The following is a 25,741-nucleotide window of genomic DNA, read 5'->3' on the forward strand; positions in this document are numbered from 1 at the left end:
AAAAGTATATTAAAAAGGACACATAACTTATTAGTCGTATTGTATATATAGAGACAATCCTACAAAACGAAATTGCTAAGATACGTTTAATTGTTGCCTAAATTATTATGAAATTGCTAAAGCTATGAATAGAAATGGCACGCAGCTAAACTTACTAGAAAAGGAGTGCGGGGAATGAATAAGAAAATACTAATAGTGGATGATGAAAAACCAATTGCAGATATATTAAAATTTAACCTTGAAAAAGAAGGTTTTGAAATTGTTTGTGCGTATGACGGGGATGAAGCATTACAAAAAGTAGATGAGTTTCTACCTGATTTAGTTTTATTAGATATTATGTTACCAATTAGAGATGGTCTAGAGGTATGTAGGGAAATCCGTAAAAACCATGAAATGCCAATCATCATGATTACAGCAAAAGACTCTGAATTAGATAAAGTATTAGGTTTAGAAATGGGAGCAGATGACTATGTAACGAAACCATTTAGTACAAGAGAATTGCTTGCCAGAGTAAAAGCTAACTTAAGAAGACACCAGACTGGTGCATCGTCTGAAAAAGAAGAGTCAGTTGAGGTTGTGATTGGCTCGCTAGTTATCAATCCGAATGCGTATATCGTAACAAAACGAGGAGAAAAAATAGAATTAACTCATCGTGAATTTGAATTACTGTACTATTTAGCGAAGCATATCGGTCAAGTTATGACTCGAGAACACTTACTTCAAACAGTTTTGGGGATACGACTATTTCGGAGATGTACGAACTGTAGACGTAACAATCAGAAGACTACGTGAAAAAATTGAGGATAATCCAAGTTATCCATTATTTATTGTAACTAGAAGAGGAGTAGGCTACTACTTACGTGATCCGGAGCAAGATTAATGGCAGCCAAAAATAAAGTAGGTTTATTTCAATCAATCGTATTTAAATTTGTGCTTGTATATATATTGCTTATATTAGTTGCCATGCAAGTAATCAGCGTTTATTTTTCTAGAGAGCTTGAAAAACAATTAGTAAATAACTTCTCAGATTCAATAAATGAACGCGCAAATATGCTAGCCTATAATATTAAAATAGAGTACGAAAAAAAGAAAACCCTTGATGATCCAGAAGTAAAAGAAAAAATTCAAAAGATTGTTTCAGACTTCGGGGAAAATATCGGTATTACTGATGTAAGGGTTGTTAACCAAAATAGTGAGGTAATCGCCACATCAGATTCCAACAATCGGACAATTATTGGAAAACGAACGACTGATATACTAATTAAGAGGGCTCTCTTAGCAGGTACGAATACCGAAAAAGTTTTATTAGATCGTAAGAATGGTCATCGGATGAGAATCATCGTTATTCCAGTATTTGAAAATGACGAAACTGTTGCTGCCATTTACACAAGTGCTTCAATGGAAAGTACGTACGATAGAATGGAATTAATTAATCGTATTTTTTCTACGGGAACACTGATTGCAGTAGCTATTACATCTATTCTCGGAATACTATTAGCAAAAGCAATTACAAAGCCAATTTCAGAGATAAGAAGACAGGCTCAAGAAATGGCAAAAGGTAATTTTTCACGTAAGCTAAGGGCTTATAGTGAAGATGAGATTGGTGAACTTACGATATCGTTTAATAATCTATCACGGAACCTACAACAAGCTAGAGCGTCTACTGAGGGCGAAAGAAGAAAACTTCAGTCTGTACTAGAACATATGACTGATGGGGTTATCGCAACAGACCGTCGAGGCAAAATTATTCTATTAAATGATCCAGCTGAAGCGATGTTGAATGTTTCACGTGAAACAGTATTAAATCAGTCGATTCTAGAAGTGCTTGGCATTGAAAAGGTTCATACATTAGACGACTTATATGAAGAACCAGATTCAATTATGCTTGATTATAGTGAAAATAAGCGTCCAATGATTATCCGTTCAAGCTTTTCAACAATCCAGAAGGATACAGGAAAAGTAAATGGTTTAATTGCTGTACTTTATGATGTGACAGAGCAAGAAAAAATAGAGCAAGAGCGAAGAGAATTCGTAGCGAATGTATCGCATGAATTAAGAACACCATTAACAACGATGAGAAGTTATTTAGAAGCACTTTCTGATGGAGCTTGGGAGAATAAAGAAATAGCGCCTAAATTCTTACAAGTTACCCAGGATGAAACGGAAAGAATGATTCGATTAGTTAACGACTTATTACAGCTTTCTAAATTAGATAGTACAGAATATCGTTTGTTAAAGGATTGGGTGAACTTTACTGAGCTATTTAATCGAATCATAGATCGTCACGAAATGAGTAAATCTCAAGAAGTTACATTTAAACGAGAGTTTTTAAATAAAACAAGATTTGTTTTTATCGATGAAGATAAGATCACCCAAGTTTTAGATAATATTATTTCAAATGCATTAAAGTATTCGCCAGAAGGTGGTAAAGTTACCTTTAGAATTAAAGAATCAAGGGATCAAATACTTGTCAGCATTACAGATGAAGGTATGGGAATTCCGAAAGATAATTTAGCAAAAATATTTGATCGTTTTTATCGAGTAGATAAAGCTCGTTCAAGACAAGTTGGAGGCACAGGACTTGGACTAGCAATCGCAAAAGAGATGATTTATGCGCATGATGGTCATATTTGGGCTAAAAGTGAAGAAGGAAAGGGTACAACAGTTTATTTCACGCTTCCGGTAGCTGATGACCAAGAGGATGAGTGGGAATGAAAAGTGAACATATAAAATCAATTATATTATCTACTTTAGTTGCAATCAGTTTGGTTCTTTCTTATAGCTTATTATCGTACCAACCAGCATACGATGTTATGCAAAATTCCAATTATGATTATGTACAAAATGTTTCAATTGGTGCAAAGAAACAATATAAGGATGTAGTTGTGCCTACTGAATTAATTGTGCATGAAACAAATAATCATTATTTAACAACGAAGCAAAATAATATTTTACCGTTATATAGAGCATTACAAAAAACAGAAATATCTAGTTTTAGTAATATAACGAGTAAAACGTCTCTAGAAAATTATCAGGGGATTACAAAAGGAAAAAATAAGGTTGAAATTATTTTTCCAACTTTAATTCCAATTGAAACGTTGAATAAGGTGCTAAACATAGATTCAAAAAGATTACAAAATGTTCTTTTTGACCGAATGATTATTAGCCTTTCAACTAAACAAGATGATTCAACAAAAATTTATTTTGCAAACGAGTCACTAAATGTATTATACGAAGCGATCTTTGATAATTCAGAAGTAATATCAGCGGTTGAGAAAGTAAAAAATAACTATGACCATTATATTGAATGCTCGAAATTCGTGCTAGATTCTGGAAAATTTATTTATTTACCTAAGAAAACTGTGAAATTAAAAACGATTGAATATTTAACTTCTGACATTGCAATTGATAAGCTAAAGGATGCAATTTTTTACGATCCATCAAAAGTTAGAAAAGAGAGCAGTAGCTCTGGCGATACATTTACAGATGGTACAAGATTAATGACAGTATCACAATTAAACCGTTCGCTTACATTTGTTAATCCGACTACTGCAGAGGACAACAGCCAAAGCTCGAGTTCATTAGTTGAAAGAAGCTTCGGATTTATAAATCAACATGGTGGTTGGACTGATCATTATGTATTAACGAGTATTGAACCAGACAAAAGTGAAGTATCCTTTAGATTTTATGTAAACAATCTACCTGTTTATAAAAATGCTACGATCTCAACAAAGTTGGGAACAGATGACGTACAAACATTTAAACGTCCATTATACAAATTTGAGTATCGTATGGAGAAAAACGAAAGTGAAGTAGAATTAATGTCTGGTCCACAAATCATGGAAGTCATTAAGAAAAATAAAACGATAAATGAATCATTAATTAAAGATATTAGTATTGGATATGAAACAATCTTTAATAGTGAAAAAGAAACGACAATGAGTCAACCTTATTACAGTCGGGCAGTAGAATTAAAACCTGTGTGGATTATCCATTATGGAGACACCTATAAGAAGATTGATCAAGATATGCTAAGCAGAATTGGGGTGAATATTGTTGGATTGGAGTAGAATCAAAACAATATTTATTTTAACATTCTTAGTGTTAGATTTGTTTTTAGCAATTCAATACTATCAAAAAAAGAGCAATTACCAAATTGATGTTATCGCTGAATCTACGATTGAAGATCAGTTAAAGGCGAATGACATCACATATGTTGCTTTACCTAAAGAATCCTTAAAAGAGACATATATCGTAGGCAATAGTAAAATTTTCTCTGATAAAACAATTACAAATCTAAAAGGACAGGACATCGAAATTTATAAAGATGTGCTTCAAAGTCGATTAAAAGACGTAGTAAAGCTCCCTGAAACCAATAGAATTTTCTTCTTAGAGAATTTTGTCAAAGAGTATGTTTGGAATGGTAATAGTTATCGTTTCTGCAAGAGGGATGTTAGTACAAAAACCTTCTATTTCTGTCAAAGTTATAAAGATAGACTCATTTATAATATTGATAGTTCTGTTGTAGAAATTAAGTATAATGATAATGATGAAATTGTTTCTTATCGACAACGATATATTGAAGATTTAAAAGACATGGTAGATAAAAAAGATGTACAAGAAGTTCTTCCTGCGATTAAAGCAATCGAAAATCTTTATGTAAAAGACGAGTTAAAGCCAGATGATCGAGTGACAAAGGTTGATTTCGGATATTACACATTAATTCCGTTATCGACAGGCGTTAAGGTAATTGCACCAGCTTGGCATTTGGTAGTAAATGAAGATCGGGATTATTTCGTAAACGCTATAGAAGGACAAGTTAATAAGATAGAATAATTACAGTGGAGTGGTGAATAAGTATGAGTTTGCATTTTAGTGTACTTGCAAGTGGGAGTACCGGAAATGCGTTGTACGTTGGGACGGAGCAAACAAAGCTTTTAGTTGATGCCGGGCTAAGCGGTAAGGCGATGGAGTCGTTGTTTAAAGATATTAATAGGGATATTAAAGAAGTCTCTGGCATACTTGTTACTCATGAGCATAGTGATCATATTAAAGGGCTTGGTGTACTCGCAAGAAGATACCAAGTCCCAATTTATGCAAATGAAAAAACATGGAAAGCAATGAACCATCTAATTGGAGATATTCCAACGGAGCAAAAGTTCATTTTTAATATGGAAACGACGCATCAATTTGGGGATTTAGAAGTCGAATCATTTGGCGTATCGCATGATGCTGCCGAACCAATGTTTTACGTATTTCATCATAATGGTAAAAAATTTGTAACAATAACGGATACGGGCTATGTTAGTGATCGTATGAAAGGTATTATTTCGAATGCTGATATGTACATTTTTGAGAGCAATCATGATGTAGAAATGTTACGTATGGGTAAATATCCTTGGAGTATTAAAAGACGTATTTTAAGCGATGTGGGGCATGTATCTAACGAGGATGCAGCATTAGCAATGGCTGATGTTATTGGAGATAAAACACAACGTATTTATCTTGCACATTTAAGCCAAGATAATAACATGAAAGAACTTGCCAAAATGTCTGTTACACAAACATTAGAGGGAAAAGGATTTGAAGTTGGAACGCAGTTTGTGCTTCATCATACAGACCCTCAAAAACCAACAGATATAGTGTATGTATAATAACGAACGTATACTTTAGGGGAGAGTTTACTTTCCCTTATTTTTTTTGTGAAAAATTAAGGAGATGAACATAAATGGAAAAAGTAATAGTAAGTTGTGATGAACATGTTGAGTGGGCACTTGATGATTTTGTGGATAAGTATAGTGAAACGCCATTGTTGAATAAAGTCGAAAAAACGCAAAATATATCCACAACCTGTGAATATTGTCAAAATGATGCCATATATATTGTATCGAACATAGATTCCCCCACTAAATGTGGATAGAAATTGTGGGTATGTGGATAACTTTTGTGTATAACTTGTTTGTAAAGTGAGGATATAATGTGAATATCTCAATTATCAGTGTTGGAAAACTAAAAGAGAAATATTTAAAAATGGGGATAGATGAATACATAAAACGATTATCAAGCTATGCAAAAATGGACATAATCGAAGTTCCAGATGAAAAAGCACCAGAGAACTTAAGTGATGCAGACATGTTAATTGTGAAAGAAAAAGAAGGCGAAAGAATACTAAACAAAATATCTGATGATTCATATGTAATTGCACTTGCGATAAAGGGGAAAGAGCATACATCAGAATCACTAGCGAAAAAAATAGATCAATTAGCGACATATGGAAACAGCAAGGTAGCATTTGTCATCGGAGGCTCGCTAGGCTTAAGCGACGCAGTCATGAAAAGAGCGGATGATACACTTTCGTTTTCAAAAATGACATTCCCACATCAATTAATGAAGTTAGTTTTGGTGGAACAGATTTATAGAGCATATCGAATTAATCGGAATGAGCCTTATCACAAGTAAATGAGGGCTTTTTCTTAAATATATCAGTCCCTGAAAAGTTAGATGTTAGTCTATTCCATAAGTTATTTTAAAAAAGGATAAAAATGAACACAAAAGCAGCTTAGAATATTTCTAAGCTGTTTTTCATCTTAATCCGATAAAATCCGTATAAAAAATATCGAGTGAAAAATCAATGGTTACAATATCATGTAACTGTAAAGGAGGGAAATGAAATGCTACAAGAATTCAATCAATTAATGGATTACATCGAAGAAAACTTAACGGAAGAAATATCCGGAAAAGATATATCAAAAATAGTTGGGCTATCTGATTATCATTTTAAAAGAATGTTTTCGTATATGGCAGGAATGTCATTGAGTGAGTATATCAAAAACAGGAGATTATCGGTAGCGAATGTTGAATTAATAAAAGGTACGAAGGTTACAGATGTTGCCTATAAATATGGCTATCATTCAATCGAGGGATTTTCAAGGGCATTTCGTGAATGGTGTGGCTTCTTACCTTCAGAAGTAACGAAAAATAAAATTCAAAAATCATTTCCCAAATTTTCATTCTTTATTGATATAAGAGGAGGAATATCCATGGAATTCAAAATTGAAAAGAAAGAGAAATTTAATATAGTTGGAGTATCAAAAAGGGTACCAATACAGTTTGAAGGCGTCAATAATGCAATTCTAGAACTAGCTCAGTCCATTACCGAACAACAAAGAAATGAGATGCGTCAATTAGCTGATTTATATCCTCATCAAGTCTTGAATGTATCTTATGATTTTGATGATGATTATTTAGAAGAAAAAGGTTACTTAACTCATATGATTGGTTTTGCAACAACAAAGGTAAATCAATTAGCTGATTTAGAACAACTTTCTATTGAAGAAAGTTTATGGGCGATTTTCCCTAATCAAGGACCATTCCCTGCTACACTTCAAGAAACGACCGCTAAAATTTATTCGGAATGGTTGCCATCTTCTGGTTATGAAATAGCCGATCTACCTGGAATTTCTTTTACAAAGCATGATGGTACTTATGAAAATGTATATAGCGAAGTTTGGGTGCCAATAAAGGAAAAAAGTAAGCGTTAGTTAGAAGAATGAAGGTATAAGAGTTGTTTTCGACCTAAGATCATATTGCATCTTCTATACCAATAAAATAGAATGACCTTAAACAAGCCAGCCTAAAAAGCTGGCTGTTTTTATTAATACTAAGAAAAAGTAAATATAGTAAGAGAACCATATCTTTATGATATGGTTTTTTAGTATGGATCTTAACCGTAGAAATTTATAAGAAATAATCTGAGTAAAAAATAATTACTGCAGATTAACAAGTGAGTAAATGTACAAAAAATAATAGCAAAAAAATAAGGTATCAAATAAATGATAAGGGCAATTAAAGCCTTTTCCCTTGAAAAATCCTAAATTTAGGATATTTTTGTTTATTCTAAGGGCCTATTAGAAGATTCTCACTTTTTTACCGGCTTTAAATAGTATATAATTATCTGATAATAGTAGATATTTTAGTATAAGGATAATCTTAATAAATGGATCATAAGTATTTAATTTAATAGTGTTATACTATTATGAGTTTTATTTTAATAGTGTTATACTATTTAATAAGTTATAATTGAAATAGGAAATGGTGCGTTCATTGATGGCATCTTGATTTTTGTGACATCATGATAGGTGCATCTACTCTTTATTTCAAATATAGGGGGATAAGGGTGGGTAAAATGATAAACAGACAGGAAAAAACTGACGTTATCTTAATTGGTGCAGGAGTTATGAGCGCGACATTAGGTTCATTACTGAAGGAGCTAGTACCGGAATGGGAAATCAAAGTGTTTGAGAAACTGGCAAACGCTGGAGAAGAAAGCTCTAACGAATGGAATAATGCGGGGACGGGCCATGCTGCACTGTGCGAGCTTAACTATACATCCGAGAAATCTGACGGGTCTATAGATATTAGTAAAGCCTTACAAATAAATGAACAGTTTCAACTTTCAAGACAATTTTGGTCATATCTAGTAAACAGTAATCTAATCAGCAATCCGCAGGATTTTATCATGCCAATACCTCACATGAGTCTAGTTCATGGAGAAGAAAATGTTTCGTTTTTGAAAAAACGTTTTAAAGCGCTATCAAACAATCCTTTGTTTCAAGGAATGGAATTTTCCGATGACCCTGAAAAGCTGAAAGAATGGATTCCATTGATTATGGAAGGTCGCATTTCAAATGAACCGATTGCGGCTACAAAAATCGACTCTGGGACGGATGTTAACTTTGGTGCATTAACTCGTATGTTATTTGATCACTTAGAAAGTAAAAACGTCGAGATAAACTATCAGCACGAAGTTAGAGATCTGAAAAGAACTAAGGACGGTTCATGGGAACTAAAAGTACAGGATATGGAAACTGGAAATATTGTCTACCATACTGCTAAGTTCGTCTTTATCGGTGGTGGGGGCGGAAGTCTGCCTTTACTTCAAAAAACTGGTATTCCTGAGTCAAAACAGGTTGGGGGCTTTCCAGTAAGCGGATTATTTATGGTATGTAACAATCCAGAGGTTGTAGAGCAACACCATGCTAAAGTGTACGGTAAAGCAAAAGTTGGCGCACCTCCAATGTCTGTTCCACATCTTGATACAAGATACATCGACAATAAAAAAACATTGCTGTTTGGTCCTTTTGCAGGCTTCTCACCAAAGTTTTTAAAAACAGGTTCAAATTTAGACTTAATCGGTTCAGTAAAACCTAATAATCTTTTCACTATGTTAGCAGCTGGTGTAAAAGAAATGTCATTGACGAAATATTTGATTCAACAAGTATTGCTATCGAACGAAAAGCGTTTAGAAGAATTACGAGAGTTTATTCCAAATGCCCAACTTGAAGATTGGGATATAGTGGTAGCGGGTCAACGTGTACAGGTTATTAAGGATACTGAGGCTGGCGGTAAAGGAACACTTCAATTTGGTACGGAAGTGATTAGCTCTGCTGATGGATCAATAGCTGCATTACTAGGTGCTTCGCCAGGGGCTTCTACTGCTGTTCATGTAATGCTTGAGGTATTAGAAAAATGTTTCCCAGAACATATTAAAGAGTGGGAAGCTAAAATAAAGGAAATGATTCCTTCTTATGGAGTTTCACTAATGGATCATCCTGAGCTAATACAAGAAATTCATTCGACAACTGCTGAGACGCTTGGTCTAAATGCAAAAGAGCTAGTATATAGTTAATATTCTTAAAAATAAATAGAAGAACCTTTAATCTTTTAAACGATTAAAGGTTCTTTTTTATTGTCGAAAGAGAGGTCTTTTAAATATTTGTTGCATGTTAAAAGGGAATTTATGGGTAATATAACGGGTGTATAAGTAAATTCGAGAGACTTCTATACTGAAAACATAATAAGAGTCACCTTCAACGAAAGGACGTGAAAATATGTCTGAGTCAGATATATCGAAATATGAGAAGAAAATTATTGTACGGAATATACGTATGGAAGATATAGCAGATATTATGATGTTATCAAGCCGCTGCTTTCCAGGCATGGAGGGATGGAAAAGGGAACAGTTAGAAAGTCATATACGAATCTTTCCAGAAGGCCAATTTTGTGTAGAATATGAAGATAAAATTGTAGGTTCATGTTCAAGTCTTATGGTTGAATTTGATGAATATAATGATCAGCATACCTGGAATGTCATTACAGACAATGGCTATATCACGAATCATGACCCAAATGGATCTAATTTATATGGTATTGAAGTAATGGTAGACCCGGAATACCGCCGTATGAAAATTGGACACCGTCTTTATGAAGCTCGAAAGGAACTTACCCGCCAATTAAATCTCCAGAGCATCATCATAGGTGGTCGAATCCCTAATTATCATAAGTATAAGAAAGAGATGACACCACGTGAATATGTTGCAGCGGTAGAGAAGCATAGCATTTATGATCCAGTTTTATCCTTCCAATTATTAGAGGGGTTTACAACAAAAAGAATTAACACTAGTTATCTTCCAGACGATAAGGCTTCTGATTCTTTCGCTACTTTGATGGAATGGAATAATATTGATTACTTACCTAAATCTAGAAGAGTTTATCGAGCATCCTTTCCGGTAAGAATATGCGCCATACAATACATGATGAAAAAAATTGAATCGTTCAATGATTTTACTCGACAGATAGAGTACTATGTAGACGTTGCCGCTGATTTTGGTTCAGACTTTGCAGTATTTCCTGAACTATTTACAACTCAGCTGATGTCTTTTCTTGAAGAGAAACGCCCTGATCAAGCAGTTCGTCGTCTTGCAACATACACGGAACAATACATTGAACTTTTTACCGAGCTTGCTGTAAGGTATAACGTTAACATTGTTGGGGGATCGCATTTCGTAGAAGAAAATGAAAATATTTATAACGTGGCGTATCTATTTCGACGCGACGGTACGATTGAGAAACAGTCGAAGCTCCACGCAACACCTAACGAGCGCAAGTGGTGGGGGATTGCAGAAGGGAATGAGATCCAAGTATTTGACACGGACTGTGGAAAAATTGCGATTCAAATTAGCTATGACATCGAATTTCCGGAGCTAGCACGGATTGCGGTAGATAAAGGTGCAAATATTATTTTTGTCCCATTCTGTACAGAGGATCGTCAAGGATATCTCCGTGTTCGATACTGTGCACAAGCACGCGCAATTGAGAATCAAGTATATACTTGTATTGCAGGTACAGTGGGCAATTTAACACACGTAGAAAACGTAGACATTCAGTATGCTCAATCTGGCATTTTTTCACCATCAGATATTGGGTTCGCAAAAGATGGGATCGTCGGAGAGTGTGATGCAAACATTGATACAGTTGTTGTAGGTGACGTTGATATTGAGAAGTTAAGACGTTCAAGAAATGCTGAGTCAGTAAGACAATTACGAGATCGACGACGTGAATTGTCCAGAATAGAATATAGAAATTTAAAATTAGATTAAGAAGTTTTTTAGGATAGAAAAGAGAGCTTTGACAATGATAGCAGTAAGAATGAAGTAGTGAAGTCTGACTATTTAGTTGGACTTTTTTTGATGAGAATTTAAAATGATCTACTTACATACTGAAAGAGTAAGGGGCTAATAATAGAATTTGGAGTCAAATGAACAGAAGGATCTTTAAATTTGAAGTCTGAAAATGCATTGATTAAAAAGAAGAAACGTGGTAGAGTAATATAGATTACACTATGTTATTTTTATCAGGGTAAAGTTTCCCTATTTTAAGTTTACAACATAATTAAGCTAAAGTCAACCCTCATTTTCTATTTTTTAAAGGAGTGCATGGAATGAACAAAGAACTTCGTCAGGAACAAAATCGTGTCGACACAATCATGGCTATTATTGCGGATCAAATCGTCAAGATGGAAGGAGAAACTAACCAACGTCAAAATGAAGTAGTTGGTATTCGCAAAAACTTTTGGGATGAAGTGAAGGTTAATACTGATAATTTTGATGATTATTTAGAGACAATTCTCAGTCTAAGACAACAGGCACAAGTTTTATCCGTGAGCCAAAGCACTCATAAGCAAGCATCTAAGCGCTTATCAGCTCTGAAAAGAATGAAGGATGTACCATATTTTGGCCGAATTGACTTTACTGAAGAAGGCACTTCTGAATTAGAACGCGTCTATATTGGAGTCTCTACACTAACAGATGAGAGTGGAGACAACTTTTTAATTTATGATTGGCGAGCACCAATTTCGAGTGTTTACTATGATTATCCGCCAGGTCCAGCGGAGTATGTAACGCCAGGGGGTACTATACGTGGTGAGTTGGATCAAAAGTGGCAGTACATCATCCGTGATGGTGTAATTGAATCGATGTTTGATACGAGTCTTACAATTGGTGATGAAATTTTACAACATGTACTAGGTAAGGGGACTGATAAACATTTACACAGTATCGTTGCCAGTATTCAACAAGAGCAAAACCAAATCATTCGGCATGATCAAGGAAGATTGCTCATTGTTCAAGGAGCGGCGGGCAGTGGAAAGACTTCAGCTGCCTTGCAGCGAATCGCGTACTTACTCTACAAATATAGAGAATGGTTAAAAGCCGATCAAATCATATTATTTTCACCAAATGCTATGTTTAACAGTTATGTATCAAGAGTGCTGCCTGAGCTAGGTGAAGAAAATATGCAGCAAGTTACATTTCAAGAATACTTAAGCCATCGATTAAGCGATCAATTTCAAGTCGAGGATAATTATAGCCAATTAGAATATGTTTTAACAAAAACAAGTGATCCTTCCTACCAAGCTAGGACTTCAAATATCCAGTTTAAAGCTTCGACACGCTTTTTTGAGGTTATTAAAGCGTACAGACAGTCACTTGAATTATCTGGAATGATCTTTAAAGGAATTAAGTTTAGAGGAAAAACGCTGGTCTCTGCTAAAGAAATGAAAGAAAGATTTTATAGTAGCGACACATCACTTCGCTTTTACAACAGAATTGAGAAGTTGACAGAATGGTTGAATAAACGAATAGATGAAACAGAGAAAAACGAACTGAAAAAGCCATGGGTAGAAGAAGAAATCGAGCTTCTTAGTAAAGATGATTACCAGAAGGCCTATAAGTTCTTACAGAAAAAAGAAGGCTATGCGAATAATTCATTTGACGACTATGAGAAAGAGTACAAGGTGCTCGGCAAAATGGTTGTTCGAAGAAAGTTAAAGCCATTGCGTAAATGGGTTCAAATGCTCCATTTTGTTGACATGAAGGGTGTTTATAAGCAGTTATTTGCAAATTCAACAAAGATTGAACAGTTAATAGAGGGAGACATTCCTAAGCATTGGGAAGATATATGTCAACTGACGTTTAACATGCTAGATGAAGGTAAATTGTATTATGAAGATGCTACTCCATTTCTACTTTTAAAAGAATTGATTCAAGGTTTTCAGACCAATGCATCAATTAAACAGGTACTAGTTGATGAAGCACAAGATTATTCACCGTTTCAATTCGAGTTTTTAAAACGTCTGTTTCCTGCTGCAAGGATGACAGTACTTGGTGATTTTAATCAAGCAATATTTGCCCATGCCAGTGAAATGGTTAATTTTCACGTACTTAAAGACTTATATGGGCCAGAAGAAACACATGCTATAAACTTGACTCGCAGTTATCGATCAACTAAACCAATCGTTGAATTTACAAAGAATCTTGTTCCTGGTGGTGAACAGATTACGGCTTTTGAACGAGAAGGCGAAGTGCCTGTATTAACACAAGTGTTAAATCGAGATGAACTGCACCGCCAAATAACTTCTAAGATCGTAGAATTGAAGCAACGTAATTACAATACAATAGCTGTTATATGTAAATCCGCTGCGGAAAGTGCAGCTGCCTTCGAGGCCTTAAAAGATATTGAGGGAATCAAGCTTGTTAAGAGCGGGTCGGTTGAGTATGAGCAAGGCATTGTGGTCATACCTGCATATTTAGCTAAAGGTATCGAATTTGATGCTGTAATCATTTATGACGCTTCCAAGGATGTATATGGTGAGGAAAGTTTACGTAGATTGTTTTACACCGCATGTACGCGAGCTATGCACCATTTACAGCTGTACAGTATGGGAGAACCAAGTCCAATTTTAAAACATAGTACAACGAAAAGCTTAGTTCTAAACTAGAAAATAAGTACAGTACTAGCAATCTCTATATTCCATAGAGCTGAAAATTTCTAAAGAGAACTCATTATTAAAGTAATGAGTTCTTTTTTACTTTGTATCTTGAAGTTCATAATTTATTCATAAATCATTGATACCATCACTATGTATTTAAAAGTAGAGGAGGTATAAAATGGAATTTTTAAATAAAAAAGTAATCACACCAGACAATGGTGATTGGGCTGTTGAGGCACGTGGACTAGTCAAAGTATTTGGTGATAATCGCGCGGTAGACGGAGTAGATCTAAATGTGCGTGCTGGTTCGATCTATGGTGTGCTTGGTCCAAATGGGGCTGGTAAGACTACTACAATTAGAATGCTTGCAACTTTATTACGTGCAGACGCTGGTTCGGCAAAAATATTTGGACACGATGTGATCAAAGAGGCTCAGATTGTAAGGCAATTGATTGGCGTGACAGGTCAGTATGCTTCGGTTGATGAGTCACTTAGTGCTACTGAGAATCTAGTCATTTTCTCGCGACTATTAGGGTTAGGGCGAAGAGAGGCAAAGAATAAGGCTGCAGAGTTATTAGAGGAATTTGGATTAACCGAAGCTGCTAAACGCCCCTTAAAAAATTTCTCAGGCGGAATGCGTCGTAGATTAGATTTAGCCGCTAGTCTAATAGCGCAACCACCGCTCATTTTTCTTGATGAACCGACAACAGGGTTAGATCCTCGTACTCGTAATCAAATGTGGGAAACCATCCGCAGATTGGTGAACAATGGGTCAACGGTGTTATTAACGACACAATACTTACAAGAGGCGGATGAACTTGCTGACCGAATTGCAGTTATTGATCACGGTCGAGTTGTTGCGGAAGGTACTGTTGATGAGCTAAAAGCGTCAGTTGGAAGTTCTTCATTACATTTAACAATTCAAAATCCTAGAGAGATCGAAACAGCACGTCTGACGGTGGAAAGACTGCTAAATGTCCAGTCTAAAATATCAAGAGAAGATGGGAAGATTACTGCGCCTATGGCAGACGCGGATAAAGTAACAGATTTACTGATCGCTCTTCGTGAAACGGATATTCAACTGGCCGAATTAAGTGTTCAGAAACCAACGCTGGATGAAGTCTTCTTAACGATTACTGGTAATGATATCGATAAGGAAAATTCTGAGATGTCCCACGAATCAATCAAGGTGGGGGAGGTAAGAGTATGAATCAAACATATCAAAGTACCGTTAACAATCGTCAACTAAAAAACAGAACTAGCTTTCGTCAGTCAGTAAGGAACTCGCTTACAATGGCTTACCGTGGACTGCTAAAGATTAAACGTACACCCGAGCAATTATTCGATGTTACACTTCAACCAATCATCTTCACTCTTATGTTTACTTATATTTTTGGTGGAGCAATTTCTGGTGATGTAAAAAGTTATTTACCAGTCATTATCCCTGGAATACTTGTGCAAACAGTCATTACTACCTCCATTGTAACTGGTGTTCAGCTGCGAGAAGACATGGATAAGGGTGTGTTTGATCGGTTCAAATCACTCCCTATTGCACGAATTGCTCCTTTAGCAGGAGCTTTGTTGGCGGATACAATCCGTTATACAATAGCGACTGTCCTAACGTTTACAATGGGATATATCATGGGCTATCGTCCAGAAGGTGGTCTAGGCTCTGTTATCATTGCGGGACTTATTGTGATTGTTTGTTCTTGGGCAATTAGCTGGATCTTCGCATTCTTTGGCGTGATTGCTCGAACAGCTTCAAGCGTACAAGGTATTTCGATGCTGGTTCTTTTTCCTATGACTTTTCTGTCTAATGCATTTGTACCAGTTGATACAATGCCAAACTGGCTCCAATGGTTTGTAAAAATAAACCCAATCTCTCATCTAGTAACAGCAGTTAGAGAACTTGCTAATACTGGGACAGCAGGTTGGGACTTATCTATCTCACTTATTGGGGCTGCTGTGATTGTAATAATCTTTGCCCCTCTTACTGTTAGTGCTTATATGCGACGAACGTAGTTAAGCTTTAACAATTAAAAATTAACTAAAAATCTAGTTCAAATACTATAGGTTTTCCATAAGTTTACTAACTTGTGGGAAACCTTATTTTTTTGAAGTCAGCCTTTCATTAGAATTTTATAGATTGATGTATGGTATGATAAAGCTCTCTTACGGTTCTTTTCAAAAGATTGTTGTTTTAAAACTACATCTTAACGAAAGGGTCTGTTATTATTAAATATTGATTTTAGCTAAATACATTAATAGTATGAAAAGAGAATTGCCTGTGCGAGAGTAATTGGAATGGAAGGTGCGAAGACTCCTATGGGAAATGCGGGAAACTTGAGCCCCCGGAGGCCAAGCAAGGTAGGCATGCTAAAACCACGAAGTCCTGTCGTAACGCATGCATGAACCACATGGTGTGGATCCGGAGGCTCAGGGTCGTCACGCCCCATGGAAAGCGAAGTACCTGGAATGGAAATCAACATTTTTCTTTAACAGAGCCTAACGAAAGAAAATAGACTATAAAATAATGTAATAGAAATAATAAGAATAAATTCTAAAATAAATGAGGCCAGATTATGGGGAAAAAAAGCTTTATAGATTATCAACTAAGTAATGAAATCGTAAATGCACTGGAACAATTAGGTTTTAAAAATCCTACGGAAGTTCAGAGCAAAGTTATACCTCTTGTGTTAAATAAAACGGACCTAGTAGTAAAATCGCAAACAGGTAGTGGTAAGACAGCATCATACGGTATACCAATTTGTGAACTAATAAAATGGGAAGAAAATAAGCCACAAGCACTTATTTTAACACCAACTAGAGAACTTGCAGTTCAAGTAAAAGAAGATTTTACTAATATTGGTCGATTTAAGAGAATTAAAGCTGTTGCAGTCTATGGAAAACAACCGATAGCCATCCAAAAAACAGAACTAAAGCAAAAAACTCATGTAGTTGTAGGCACACCAGGTCGAGTGTTAGACCATATTGAAAGAGGTACATTAAGCCTAGAACAAATTAAATATCTTGTTATTGATGAAGCAGATGAAATGTTAAACATGGGATTCATTGACCAAGTTGAAGCCATTATCGACGAGATGCCTAGAAATAGGATAACTATGTTATTTTCGGCGACTATACCAGATGAGGTAAAAAATCTTGCAAATCAATATATGAAAACCCCTACAAACATTGAAATTAAAGCAACGGGTCTTACAACAGATAAAATTGATCATTCGCTATTTGAAGTTGAAGAAGAGCAAAAATTATCCTTGCTAAAAGATTTAATGATTGTACAAAATCCTGATAGTTGTATCATCTTTTGCAGAACAAAGGATAGAGTGGATAATTTATATGATCATCTAGCAGATTTAGGTTATAGCTGTGATAAGATTCATGGCGGAATGGAACAAGATGACAGACTGCATGTAATGAATGATTTTAAAAGGGGAGATTTCCGTTATCTAGTAGCAACGGATGTTGCTGCAAGAGGAATTGACATTGATAATATTACTCATGTAGTTAACTATGATCTTCCATTAGAAAAAGAAAGCTATGTCCACCGAACAGGTCGAACTGGACGAGCAGGTCAAAAAGGAAAAGCCATTACGTTTGTTACACCTTTTGAAGACCGATTCTTAGCATCAATTGAAGAATACATCGGTTTTGAAATTCCGAAGATGACCGCCCCTACAAGAGATGAAGTAGAAAATAACATTGCTGCCTTTGAAACGAAAATGAATGTCGAACCGACTATTAAACAAGCTAAAAGTGAAAAGTTAAATAAGAAAATTATGAAATTGTATTTTAATGGTGGTAAGAAGAAGAAGCTTAGAGCGGTTGACTTTGTTGGAACGATTGCAAAAATCGAAGGAGTAACAGTGCAAGATATAGGCATTATCACGATATTAGATACTGTTTCTTATGTTGAAATATTAAATGATAAAGGTCCAATTGTGTTGAAAAAGATGAAGAATACTACAATAAAGGGTAAGTTATTGAAGGTACATGAAGCAAAAAAATAAAGCCTGTACTGTATTAGGCAAAGAAGTCTCCCAGATAAGTTTTTACTATTTGGGAGACTTTTTTAATTGATTGTGTTCTGATATACAATAATAACTTTTACCAAACTGACGCGTAGAGACAAGAAGGCTCACCGCGTACAACTTACTTAAAAGTAAGCATCCTGATCTAAACTCTTTTATCAGAGTCTTTTAAACATGGTCAATTGATTCTGAAGAGCTTACTTCAATTTTTGGTTCTGAAACCTTTGTTAAAATAAAGATGCCTATAACAAATAATATAATCAAACTAAATACGCCCATATTTGAACGTCCTGTCATTTGTGCAGTTAAACCTACTAATAAAGGCCCCATAATCGAAGCGAATTTACCAAATATATTGTAGAAACCAAAAAACTCATTTGATTTTTCTTTCGGTACAAGCTTTGCATAAAAGGATCGACTTAACGATTGAATGCCACCTTGGGAGGTTGCGACAAGCATTGCTAAAATCCAAAAGTCTATAGTTGTTTTTAAGAAGAATGCATAAATACATATGATAATATAAACGATTATTCCAACATAAAGCATTTTTTTACCAGAAAACTTTTCTGATAATCTTCCAAAAAAGATTGAAAAAGGAGCAGCTACAGCTTGTGTAACAAATAAAATAATCAATAGATTTGTTGAGCTAATTCCAAGGTCAGAGCCATAAGCTGTAGACATCGTAATAATGGTTCCAACACCATCAATATAAAAGAAATAAGCTAGTAAAAATAAAAATAAAGCACGATATTGTCGGATATTTTTAAAGGTTTTTCCGAGCCTTTTAAAGCTATTTATAATTGGTTTTTGTTCGGGTTCAATGAAATAAATTTGATGAACAATTCGTAAAATGGGGATTGAAAATAGCCCCCACCAAATTGCTGTAATCAAAAATGCAATTTGACTTGCTGTAGTTGTAGTGATCGGAAGAATTTCCTGTTGTGCTAAAATGATGATCGCAATGCTAATTAGAAAAGGAATTGTACTTCCAATATATCCTAAACCAAAGCCGCGAGCTGATATACGGTTCATTCGTTTCTCAGTAGTGACATCTACTAAAAAGGCATCATAGAAAACATTTGCTCCAGCGGATCCTATAGCCGCAATCGTATAGCAGATTAATAATAGTAACCAATTATCACTAGGAATAAATGCAAGAAGTGCCGTAAAGGATACACCAAGTGTTAAAAAGAAGGTTAAAAACTTCTTTTTAAAGCCCTTATAATCAGCGATTGTTCCAAGAATTGGTCCTAACATTGCCAAAATGAATGTGGAAATTGCAATGGTGTAACCTAAATAAGCAGTAGAATCTGAAGCGCTCATTCCGGCTTTTGTAGCTGCAGCCTTATAAAATAGTGGGAAAACAGCGGTTGTAATAATAATAGAATAAGCTGAATTGGCCCAATCATATAACATCCAACTATTCTCTTGCTTTGTAAAACTCTTCATGAGTTTTTCCTCCTAGTAAACTAGTACTTTCTATTATTATTTTACATAAAAATAAAGCCTATAAATATGAATTGTTATAAAATTTTACATCAGTTTTACACTAATTATTCCTAGTGAATGAGAGAATTGTTAAGAAGTAAATTAAGTGAAGCATAATAGAGTAAAGTCTTACTCCATTTCTCCTAAACAAGCGCTGTATTTTTTATTTCATTAATTTTTAATACTTTGTTAATATCTTGTTCTCCGTGAGTTAAGTATTCGAGGTTACTATGTAGTTAAGTCGACAAATGATACTATGTAAGGACAACTTTTCTTTTAAGTTTGATCTAATTAGGGGGGATTGCATGTCAATCCGATTGAGAATGCTATTATCTTATACAGCTATGCTAGTCGTAACTATTGGACTATTTATTATATCGGGGTTATTAATGATTTTAGCTATAACAGGAGATATGGGTAGTATCAAACACTTATTTGCAAATCATTATTCACATAAACCTATAACGGCTCAAGAAGAAAGTGTATTTTTAGATTTGAAATATTTAGCGTTGAAACAACCTGAACAACTCTTAGATGAAGATACTTTAAAGGCATATGATGAACAGTTAAAGGACGTACAGTCAGCCCTTATTATTCGAAAGGGAGATTCGTTTGTTTATAAGACAGATAAATTAAAATCTATCCATAGTGTGAAGAATCTTCCGAGATTTGAACCTTCAAATATTCATATTAGAGATACAATTAGTTACGGTAAGTATTATTTTTCTTATGTAAAATTTGATTTTTATTTTAATGATAAAGATTTAGGTAGCATTTTTGTAATAAAGAAAGTTAGTCCATACGTGGCTTTATCTAAGAATTTATTTCCAATCTTAATTGGTGTTTTACTTATATTATTAATTGTAACGAATGGCATATTAAACTTCCTGGTAACAAAAAGTATCGTAACACCCTTGTCTGCGTTAAAGCTAGCTACACAAAAAATTAGAGATGGAAACCTAAATTTCAAAGTGACAGCAAGATCAAATGATGAAATTGGACAGCTAAGTGTAGCTTATGAAGAAATGCGTCAGAGGCTAAAGGAATCAATAGATCTACAGTTAAAATATGAGGAAAACCGAAAAGAACTTATTTCAAATATATCCCATGATTTAAGAACACCTATCACAGCCATTAAAGGATATGTAGAAGGTATCAAAGATGGAGTCGCTGATTCTCCTCAAAAAATGGAGAGTTATCTTTCAACAATATATAATAGAGCAACTGATATGGATGCTTTGATTGATGACCTATTTCTATTTTCAAAATTAGATTTAAAGAAGATACAGTTTAATTTTGAAGAAATAGATATGGTACGTTACATTAACTATTTTATAGAGGAACTAAGCTGGGAATTTGAAGAACAGGGTATCGAAGTACGCTTTCATATAAATGAAAACAACCAAGAATTGGTTATTGCAGATAGAGAGAAATTAAAGAGAGTATTCGTTAATATCATTCAGAATTCAATTAAACATATGAAAAGTAATGAGAAAATTATAGAGTTCTCAATAGAAAATACTAATGAATTTATTAAAATTGAAATAAGGGATAATGGTAATGGAATAGAACCAACTTCTATACCTCATATATTTGATCGATTCTATCGAGCAGATAATGCTAGAAATGCTTTAACTGGTGGAAGTGGACTTGGTTTAGCTATTTCTAAACAAATCATTCATGAACATGGTGGAGAAATTTGGGTAGAAAGTGAATTACAGAAAGGAACGAGCATATTTTTTACACTTCAATATGCAAAAAAAGTGAGGGAAGTTAATTGAAAAAGATATTAATAATTGAGGATGATCCAAGTATCGGCGAACTTCAAAGAGACTATCTTGTGATCAATGGATTTAACGTAGAATTGGTCACATCTGGAAAGGAAGGGCTTAACCAAGCACTTTCAATAGATTACGATTTAATCATTTTAGATTTAATGTTACCTCACGTAGATGGATTTGAGATTTGTCGTCAAGTTCGCGCTGTAAAAGAAATTCCTATATTAATCGTATCAGCTAAAAAAGAAGACATTGATAAAATTAGAGGTCTAGGCCTTGGCGCGGACGATTATATCATTAAACCATTTAGTCCGAGTGAACTTGTAGCGAGGGCAAAGGCACATCTAGCGCGTTATGAAAGATTGAGTGGCAACAAGCAAGTTGAAAAAAAAGAAATTCGAATTAGAGGGTTAATTATAGAGGAAGCATCACGGAGAGTCTATGTTAATAATAAGGAAGTTAATCTAACTGCAAAAGAGTTTGAACTATTAACCTTTCTTGCAAAGCATCCTAATCGAGTTTTTAGTAAGGAAGAACTGTTTGAACTGATTTGGGGATTCGACTTAGCGGGAGACATTTCTACTGTTACAGTACACATTCGAAAGATTCGTGGGAAAATCGAAATAACTCCTGCGAATCCACAATATATTGAAACAGTTTGGGGTGCAGGATATCGTTTTACTATTTAAATGAAAAACGGAGAAGTGACTTGATTGAAATTCTTGTGGGGCGGGATAAGCAAGACCCCACAGGCGCAATTGCGCGAACGGTGATGCACCACCTTTAGCCCCACAGAAACCATCCTATAATTGAGAGCATCGATCTTTTAAATAATCTAAAACTTAATTACGATTCTCAATATACTCAACAATTTTTTCACATATCTCATGCGTAATCAATGAGTCACCAATTGAAGGATTAGGTGTTTTATTATGTCTTATACAATCAATAAAATGGTCAACTATTTGATAAAATCCACGCTTATATAGGGTAGGCTCCCAGTCACCAAATTTGGTTGTATTAACTTCATCACGATGATAATGGGTTGTTTCCACAAGACTGTTCACTACAAACTTGTGCTGATTGACCATATACTCAATTGTTTCTTCTGTTACGCCGCTATTCCTATTCATAATTCCGATTGCAGTACATTGTTCTCCAATTAATTGAAGTACGATATGGTCAAGCTTTTCTTCATTTTTTAGATACTCAATTTTTATATCAATCACTTTTGTATCCATCAAATATCTAAGTGTGTCCACGACGTGAATAAAATCCTCTATAATAAATCTTCTAGTATAGTCAGGTGATGCAAATCTATTTTTTTGCATAATCATTAAGCTTGGTTTTCCATGTTCCTTTAGCTCTTTGACTCTTGGAATGAATCTTCGATTAAAACCAACCATTGCAATTTTATCTACTTTTTTTGAAAGCTCGACGATTTGTACTGTTTCTGCATAAATCATTGAAATAGGTTTATCTATGTATACATGAATTCCGTTTTTAAGTAGCGTTTGGGCTATCTCAAAATGAGCCTCTGTAGCGGTGCTGATAAATGCAGCATTGATATTTTTTGTAAGCAATTCTTCAACAGTCAGTGCAGTTTCATGTATTCGGTATTTTTTTGCTAATTGATTTAATGTTTTCGCATTTCTAGTACAAAGCACCAACTCTAGATCTTCTCTTTCTGATAGAACAGGTAAGTAAGCTTTTTTAGAAATATCACCTAATCCAATGATCCCAATTTTCATTTTTCCACCCCACATAATACGTAATGAAAGTATTTTACTATAAGTAAGTGTACTTTACTAAAAGGAAGAAAGAGTAAGGGAATAAGTAGTCAGAACACTCTATTTTTTTAGTCCTAATTGATAGTATAATTAATAATTATACGTAATTTAAGATAAGGTTGGTTATGAATCATGATAAATGGGGTTAATGCAAAAGATGTTGCTAAACTAGCAGGTGTTTCACAGTCTTCTGTTTCAAGAGTGTTTTTTGGTGGGACACCTGTTTCTGAGAAGACTCGTAATAAGGTTTTATCAGCAGCAGAAGAATTAGGATATAATCCAAATGAATTTGCTCGTAGTTTAATCACAAAAAAAACTAGAATTATTGGGCTTGTTATGAAGGGAGTGGAAAATCCTTTCTATCCACAGGTTTTAAAAGAGTTTACGACAGCTTTTAAAAAGCTAGGTTATAGTATTCTATTTGTTCAAACGAATAATGAAGAAATTCAAAAAGAAGATATAGATATGCTATTAAACTATAATGTTGCAGGTATCATTATTACAGATGCAATGCTTTCCTTAACGGTGACGAATGATATTAAGAAAAGTAAAATTCCACTAGTTTTGTTTAATCGAAAAACAGAAAAAAATGATTTCTTGTCTGTTTGTACTAATAATTTAGATGCGAGTCGCCAAATAGCTAATTTTTTACATCAAAAAGGCTGCTCAAATATGGTGTATATTTCAGGTGATCGAAACACGTCAACGAGTAGGGATCGTGAACAAGGCTTTATTGAGACATTAGATAAGTACCAAGTAGAATATAAAATATATGAATCTGATTATTCTTATGAAGGTGGTTATCAAACAGCAAAGAGTATTGTACAAAAAGGTGAGATTCCGTCAGCATTTTTCGTAGCAAACGATATCATGGCTATGGGAGTATTAGATGCGCTTCGTAAACATTCTATTGAAGTTCCTTTAGCTACGAAAGTAGTTGGATTTGATAATATAGCTATGACAAATTGGCCAATTTATAATTTAACAACGTGGGAACAACCAATATCTAAGATGGTTGAAAAAACCGTAAATTATGTGATGGAGGAAATTGATAATTATACTGGCATAGCTGGAAATATAGAAATCGAGGGTCAACTAATTGAAAGAAGTACAACATAAAGTGTTGACTTTTTGTTATTTTAAGAATATTCTCTACATATAGTATCATTGCATGCGTATTCAAAAGTGAATGCGTTTTCTTTTAATTGAAAATGAATACGTATGCAAAAGAGAATAAAGGAGGTATTTGTAATGGTAAAGGTAATTAAAGCTGGTAAATCGAAAGAGGAAGTATCCAAAAATGATTTGGAAGTTTCAAAAATAGTAGCAAAAGCAATTAAAGAGATTGAAACTCGTGGTGATGAAGCAGTTCGTGAGTTTTCGATTAAATTTGATAACTGGTCACCAGAATACTTCCGTTTATCGAGTAAACAAATTGAAGAAATCATCTCTGAAGTACCAAAAGAAGTAATTGAAGATATAAAATTTGCACAAAAAAATATTTGTGAATTTGCTGAGGTACAATTAGCATCGCTTCATGACGTTGAGGTAGAGAATATTCCTGGCGTTATTTTAGGACATAAAAATATTCCTGTGAATAGTGTTGGTTGCTATATTCCAGGTGGACGATACCCAATGGTGGCATCTGCACATATGAGTGTACTAACGGCAAAGGTTGCCGGTGTGAAGCGAGTAATTGCATGTACACCACCAATAAATGGGAAAATTCCAAATGCGACAATTGCAGCAATGTATTTGGCAGGTGCAGATGAGATCTATTTAATAGGTGGAATTCAGGCTATGGCAGCTATGGCAATTGGAACTGAAACAATTGAAGCAGTTGATATGATCGTAGGGCCAGGTAATGCATTTGTTGCAGAAGCTAAACGTCAATTATACGGTCGTGTAGGAATTGATTTATTTGCGGGTCCAACTGAAACATTAGTGATTGCCGATGATACTTCAGATGGCGAAATTATTGCAACTGATCTTCTTGGTCAAGGTGAGCATGGTCCAACTTCACCTTGCGTATTAATTACGACTTCCCAAAGAATTGCAAATGAAACACTTGAAGAAATTGAAAGACAGCTTAAAATACTTCCAACTGCCGATGTGGCGAGTGTTTCATGGAAAGATTATGGGCAAATCTTATTAGTTGATAGCATTGAAGAGGCGGTAATTGAAGCAGATAAGCTTGCTTTTGAACATGTAGAGGTATTAACAGAAGATCCAAATTATTTCTTAGAAAATATGACGAATTATGGTTGTTTATTTTTAGGTCCAGAAACAAATGTTGCATATGGAGATAAAGTAATTGGTACAAACCATACACTTCCAACGAAAGGTGCTGCTCGTTATACAGGTGGACTTTGGGTAGGGAAATTTATGAAAACAGTAACTTATCAAAAAGTGAGCCCTGAAACGACAGCTTACATTGGAGAATATGCTGCACGACTATGCATGATTGAAAACTTCGCAGGTCATGCAGAGCAAGCATTATTACGCGTACGAAGATAATGGAAACGGTGG

General features: G+C 34.7%; 19 protein-coding genes and 1 pseudogene. 18 read left to right on the forward strand and 2 right to left on the reverse strand.

The annotated features are described in order from the left end of the window. Positions 1–174: 174 nt before the first annotated feature. From yycF to ABID96_RS00280, 14 genes and pseudogenes are all read left to right on the forward strand, one after another. Positions 175–880: pseudogene (gene yycF, locus ABID96_RS00215) on the forward strand (response regulator YycF). Next, the gene (walK, locus tag ABID96_RS00220; RefSeq protein ID WP_192603658.1) at positions 880–2,715 is read left to right on the forward strand and encodes a cell wall metabolism sensor histidine kinase WalK; all 1,836 of its coding nucleotides are present in this window, start codon (positions 880–882) and stop codon (positions 2,713–2,715) included. The pseudogene yycF and the gene walK overlap by 1 nt, the downstream one beginning before the upstream one ends. Further along, positions 2,712–4,070, forward strand: a complete 1,359-nt coding sequence (locus ABID96_RS00225) for a YycH family regulatory protein (protein WP_192603657.1) — start codon at positions 2,712–2,714, stop codon at positions 4,068–4,070. Before walK ends, ABID96_RS00225 begins: the two co-directional genes overlap by 4 nt. Continuing rightward, positions 4,057–4,836, forward strand: coding sequence for a two-component system regulatory protein YycI (locus ABID96_RS00230; RefSeq protein ID WP_192603656.1), 780 nt, complete (start codon positions 4,057–4,059; stop codon positions 4,834–4,836). Before ABID96_RS00225 ends, ABID96_RS00230 begins: the two co-directional genes overlap by 14 nt. Before the next feature lie 23 nt (positions 4,837–4,859). Beyond that, positions 4,860–5,654, forward strand: a complete 795-nt coding sequence (locus ABID96_RS00235; RefSeq protein ID WP_192603655.1) for an MBL fold metallo-hydrolase — start codon at positions 4,860–4,862, stop codon at positions 5,652–5,654. A 74-nt stretch (positions 5,655–5,728) separates the two neighbouring features. Then, positions 5,729–5,920 (forward strand): CxxH/CxxC protein, encoded by a 192-nt coding sequence (locus ABID96_RS00240; RefSeq protein WP_088001616.1) that lies wholly within the window; start codon positions 5,729–5,731, stop codon positions 5,918–5,920. 59 nt (positions 5,921–5,979) lie between these two features. Further along, the gene (gene rlmH, locus ABID96_RS00245) at positions 5,980–6,459 is read left to right on the forward strand and encodes a 23S rRNA (pseudouridine(1915)-N(3))-methyltransferase RlmH (protein WP_192603654.1); all 480 of its coding nucleotides are present in this window, start codon (positions 5,980–5,982) and stop codon (positions 6,457–6,459) included. A 212-nt stretch (positions 6,460–6,671) separates the two neighbouring features. After that, on the forward strand, positions 6,672–7,541 hold the full coding sequence (locus ABID96_RS00250) for an AraC family transcriptional regulator (RefSeq protein WP_192603653.1): 870 nt from the start codon (positions 6,672–6,674) through the stop codon (positions 7,539–7,541). Between the two features lie 644 nt (positions 7,542–8,185). After that, positions 8,186–9,688 (forward strand): malate:quinone oxidoreductase, encoded by a 1,503-nt coding sequence (locus ABID96_RS00255; RefSeq protein ID WP_192603704.1) that lies wholly within the window; start codon positions 8,186–8,188, stop codon positions 9,686–9,688. A gap of 202 nt (positions 9,689–9,890) precedes the next feature. Then, positions 9,891–11,438, forward strand: a complete 1,548-nt coding sequence (locus ABID96_RS00260) for a GNAT family N-acetyltransferase (protein WP_192603652.1) — start codon at positions 9,891–9,893, stop codon at positions 11,436–11,438. A 341-nt stretch (positions 11,439–11,779) separates the two neighbouring features. Continuing rightward, entirely contained in the window at positions 11,780–14,116 is a 2,337-nt protein-coding gene (helD, locus tag ABID96_RS00265) for an RNA polymerase recycling motor HelD (RefSeq protein WP_192603651.1), read from the forward strand. 169 nt (positions 14,117–14,285) lie between these two features. Continuing rightward, positions 14,286–15,317, forward strand: coding sequence for an ATP-binding cassette domain-containing protein (locus ABID96_RS00270; protein WP_192603650.1), 1,032 nt, complete (start codon positions 14,286–14,288; stop codon positions 15,315–15,317). Continuing rightward, positions 15,314–16,129, forward strand: a complete 816-nt coding sequence (locus ABID96_RS00275; protein WP_192603649.1) for an ABC transporter permease — start codon at positions 15,314–15,316, stop codon at positions 16,127–16,129. The genes ABID96_RS00270 and ABID96_RS00275 overlap by 4 nt, the downstream gene beginning before the upstream one ends. 560 nt (positions 16,130–16,689) lie before the next feature. Continuing rightward, positions 16,690–18,135, forward strand: a complete 1,446-nt coding sequence (locus tag ABID96_RS00280; RefSeq protein WP_192603648.1) for a DEAD/DEAH box helicase — start codon at positions 16,690–16,692, stop codon at positions 18,133–18,135. Positions 18,136–18,324: 189 nt separating this feature from the next. Here ABID96_RS00280 and ABID96_RS00285 read toward each other — a convergent pair whose 3' ends face one another. Further along, complete coding sequence (locus ABID96_RS00285; protein ID WP_192603647.1) at positions 18,325–19,605, reverse strand: MFS transporter; 1,281 nt, start codon at positions 19,603–19,605, stop codon at positions 18,325–18,327. Positions 19,606–19,949: 344 nt separating this feature from the next. On the opposite strand from ABID96_RS00285, the gene ABID96_RS00290 reads away from it, so the two are divergent. Both ABID96_RS00290 and ABID96_RS00295 read left to right on the forward strand, forming a co-directional pair. After that, entirely contained in the window at positions 19,950–21,425 is a 1,476-nt protein-coding gene (locus ABID96_RS00290) for a sensor histidine kinase (protein WP_192603646.1), read from the forward strand. Continuing rightward, positions 21,422–22,111: a response regulator transcription factor gene (locus tag ABID96_RS00295; RefSeq protein WP_192603645.1), complete on the forward strand. Its 690-nt coding sequence runs from the start codon at positions 21,422–21,424 to the stop codon at positions 22,109–22,111. Before ABID96_RS00290 ends, ABID96_RS00295 begins: the two co-directional genes overlap by 4 nt. Positions 22,112–22,264: 153 nt before the next feature. Here ABID96_RS00295 and ABID96_RS00300 read toward each other — a convergent pair whose 3' ends face one another. Then, entirely contained in the window at positions 22,265–23,173 is a 909-nt protein-coding gene (locus ABID96_RS00300) for a Gfo/Idh/MocA family protein (protein WP_192603644.1), read from the reverse strand. A 171-nt stretch (positions 23,174–23,344) separates the two neighbouring features. Between ABID96_RS00300 and ABID96_RS00305 the strand changes: the two genes are divergently transcribed. Together ABID96_RS00305 and hisD are read left to right on the forward strand one after the other, a co-directional pair. Next, positions 23,345–24,331 (forward strand): LacI family DNA-binding transcriptional regulator, encoded by a 987-nt coding sequence (locus ABID96_RS00305; protein ID WP_192603643.1) that lies wholly within the window; start codon positions 23,345–23,347, stop codon positions 24,329–24,331. A 132-nt stretch (positions 24,332–24,463) separates the two neighbouring features. After that, positions 24,464–25,729 (forward strand): histidinol dehydrogenase, encoded by a 1,266-nt coding sequence (hisD, locus tag ABID96_RS00310; protein WP_377896496.1) that lies wholly within the window; start codon positions 24,464–24,466, stop codon positions 25,727–25,729. Positions 25,730–25,741: the final 12 nt, after the last annotated feature.

Origin of the sequence: Gottfriedia sp. OAE603 (genome assembly GCF_040543965.1) — a bacterium.
Taxonomy (GTDB): Bacteria; Bacillota; Bacilli; order Bacillales; family Bacillaceae_G; genus Gottfriedia; species Gottfriedia solisilvae.

What these genes read in the sequence shown, in the direction of transcription:
- walK (WP_192603658.1), top strand. Translation starts at nt 880, where the DNA reads ATGGCAGCCAAAAATAAAGTAGGTTTATTTCAATCAATCGTATTTAAA.
- ABID96_RS00290 (WP_192603646.1), top strand. Translation starts at nt 19,950, where the DNA reads ATGTCAATCCGATTGAGAATGCTATTATCTTATACAGCTATGCTAGTC.
- ABID96_RS00255 (WP_192603704.1), top strand. Translation starts at nt 8,186, where the DNA reads ATGATAAACAGACAGGAAAAAACTGACGTTATCTTAATTGGTGCAGGA.
- ABID96_RS00225 (WP_192603657.1), top strand. Translation starts at nt 2,712, where the DNA reads ATGAAAAGTGAACATATAAAATCAATTATATTATCTACTTTAGTTGCA.
- ABID96_RS00285 (WP_192603647.1), bottom strand. Translation starts at nt 19,605, where the DNA reads ATGAAGAGTTTTACAAAGCAAGAGAATAGTTGGATGTTATATGATTGG.
- ABID96_RS00260 (WP_192603652.1), top strand. Translation starts at nt 9,891, where the DNA reads ATGTCTGAGTCAGATATATCGAAATATGAGAAGAAAATTATTGTACGG.
- ABID96_RS00240 (WP_088001616.1), top strand. Translation starts at nt 5,729, where the DNA reads ATGGAAAAAGTAATAGTAAGTTGTGATGAACATGTTGAGTGGGCACTT.
- hisD (WP_377896496.1), top strand. Translation starts at nt 24,464, where the DNA reads ATGGTAAAGGTAATTAAAGCTGGTAAATCGAAAGAGGAAGTATCCAAA.
- ABID96_RS00235 (WP_192603655.1), top strand. Translation starts at nt 4,860, where the DNA reads ATGAGTTTGCATTTTAGTGTACTTGCAAGTGGGAGTACCGGAAATGCG.
- ABID96_RS00250 (WP_192603653.1), top strand. Translation starts at nt 6,672, where the DNA reads ATGCTACAAGAATTCAATCAATTAATGGATTACATCGAAGAAAACTTA.
- helD (WP_192603651.1), top strand. Translation starts at nt 11,780, where the DNA reads ATGAACAAAGAACTTCGTCAGGAACAAAATCGTGTCGACACAATCATG.
- ABID96_RS00300 (WP_192603644.1), bottom strand. Translation starts at nt 23,173, where the DNA reads ATGAAAATTGGGATCATTGGATTAGGTGATATTTCTAAAAAAGCTTAC.
- ABID96_RS00280 (WP_192603648.1), top strand. Translation starts at nt 16,690, where the DNA reads ATGGGGAAAAAAAGCTTTATAGATTATCAACTAAGTAATGAAATCGTA.
- ABID96_RS00270 (WP_192603650.1), top strand. Translation starts at nt 14,286, where the DNA reads ATGGAATTTTTAAATAAAAAAGTAATCACACCAGACAATGGTGATTGG.
- ABID96_RS00275 (WP_192603649.1), top strand. Translation starts at nt 15,314, where the DNA reads ATGAATCAAACATATCAAAGTACCGTTAACAATCGTCAACTAAAAAAC.
- ABID96_RS00305 (WP_192603643.1), top strand. Translation starts at nt 23,345, where the DNA reads ATGATAAATGGGGTTAATGCAAAAGATGTTGCTAAACTAGCAGGTGTT.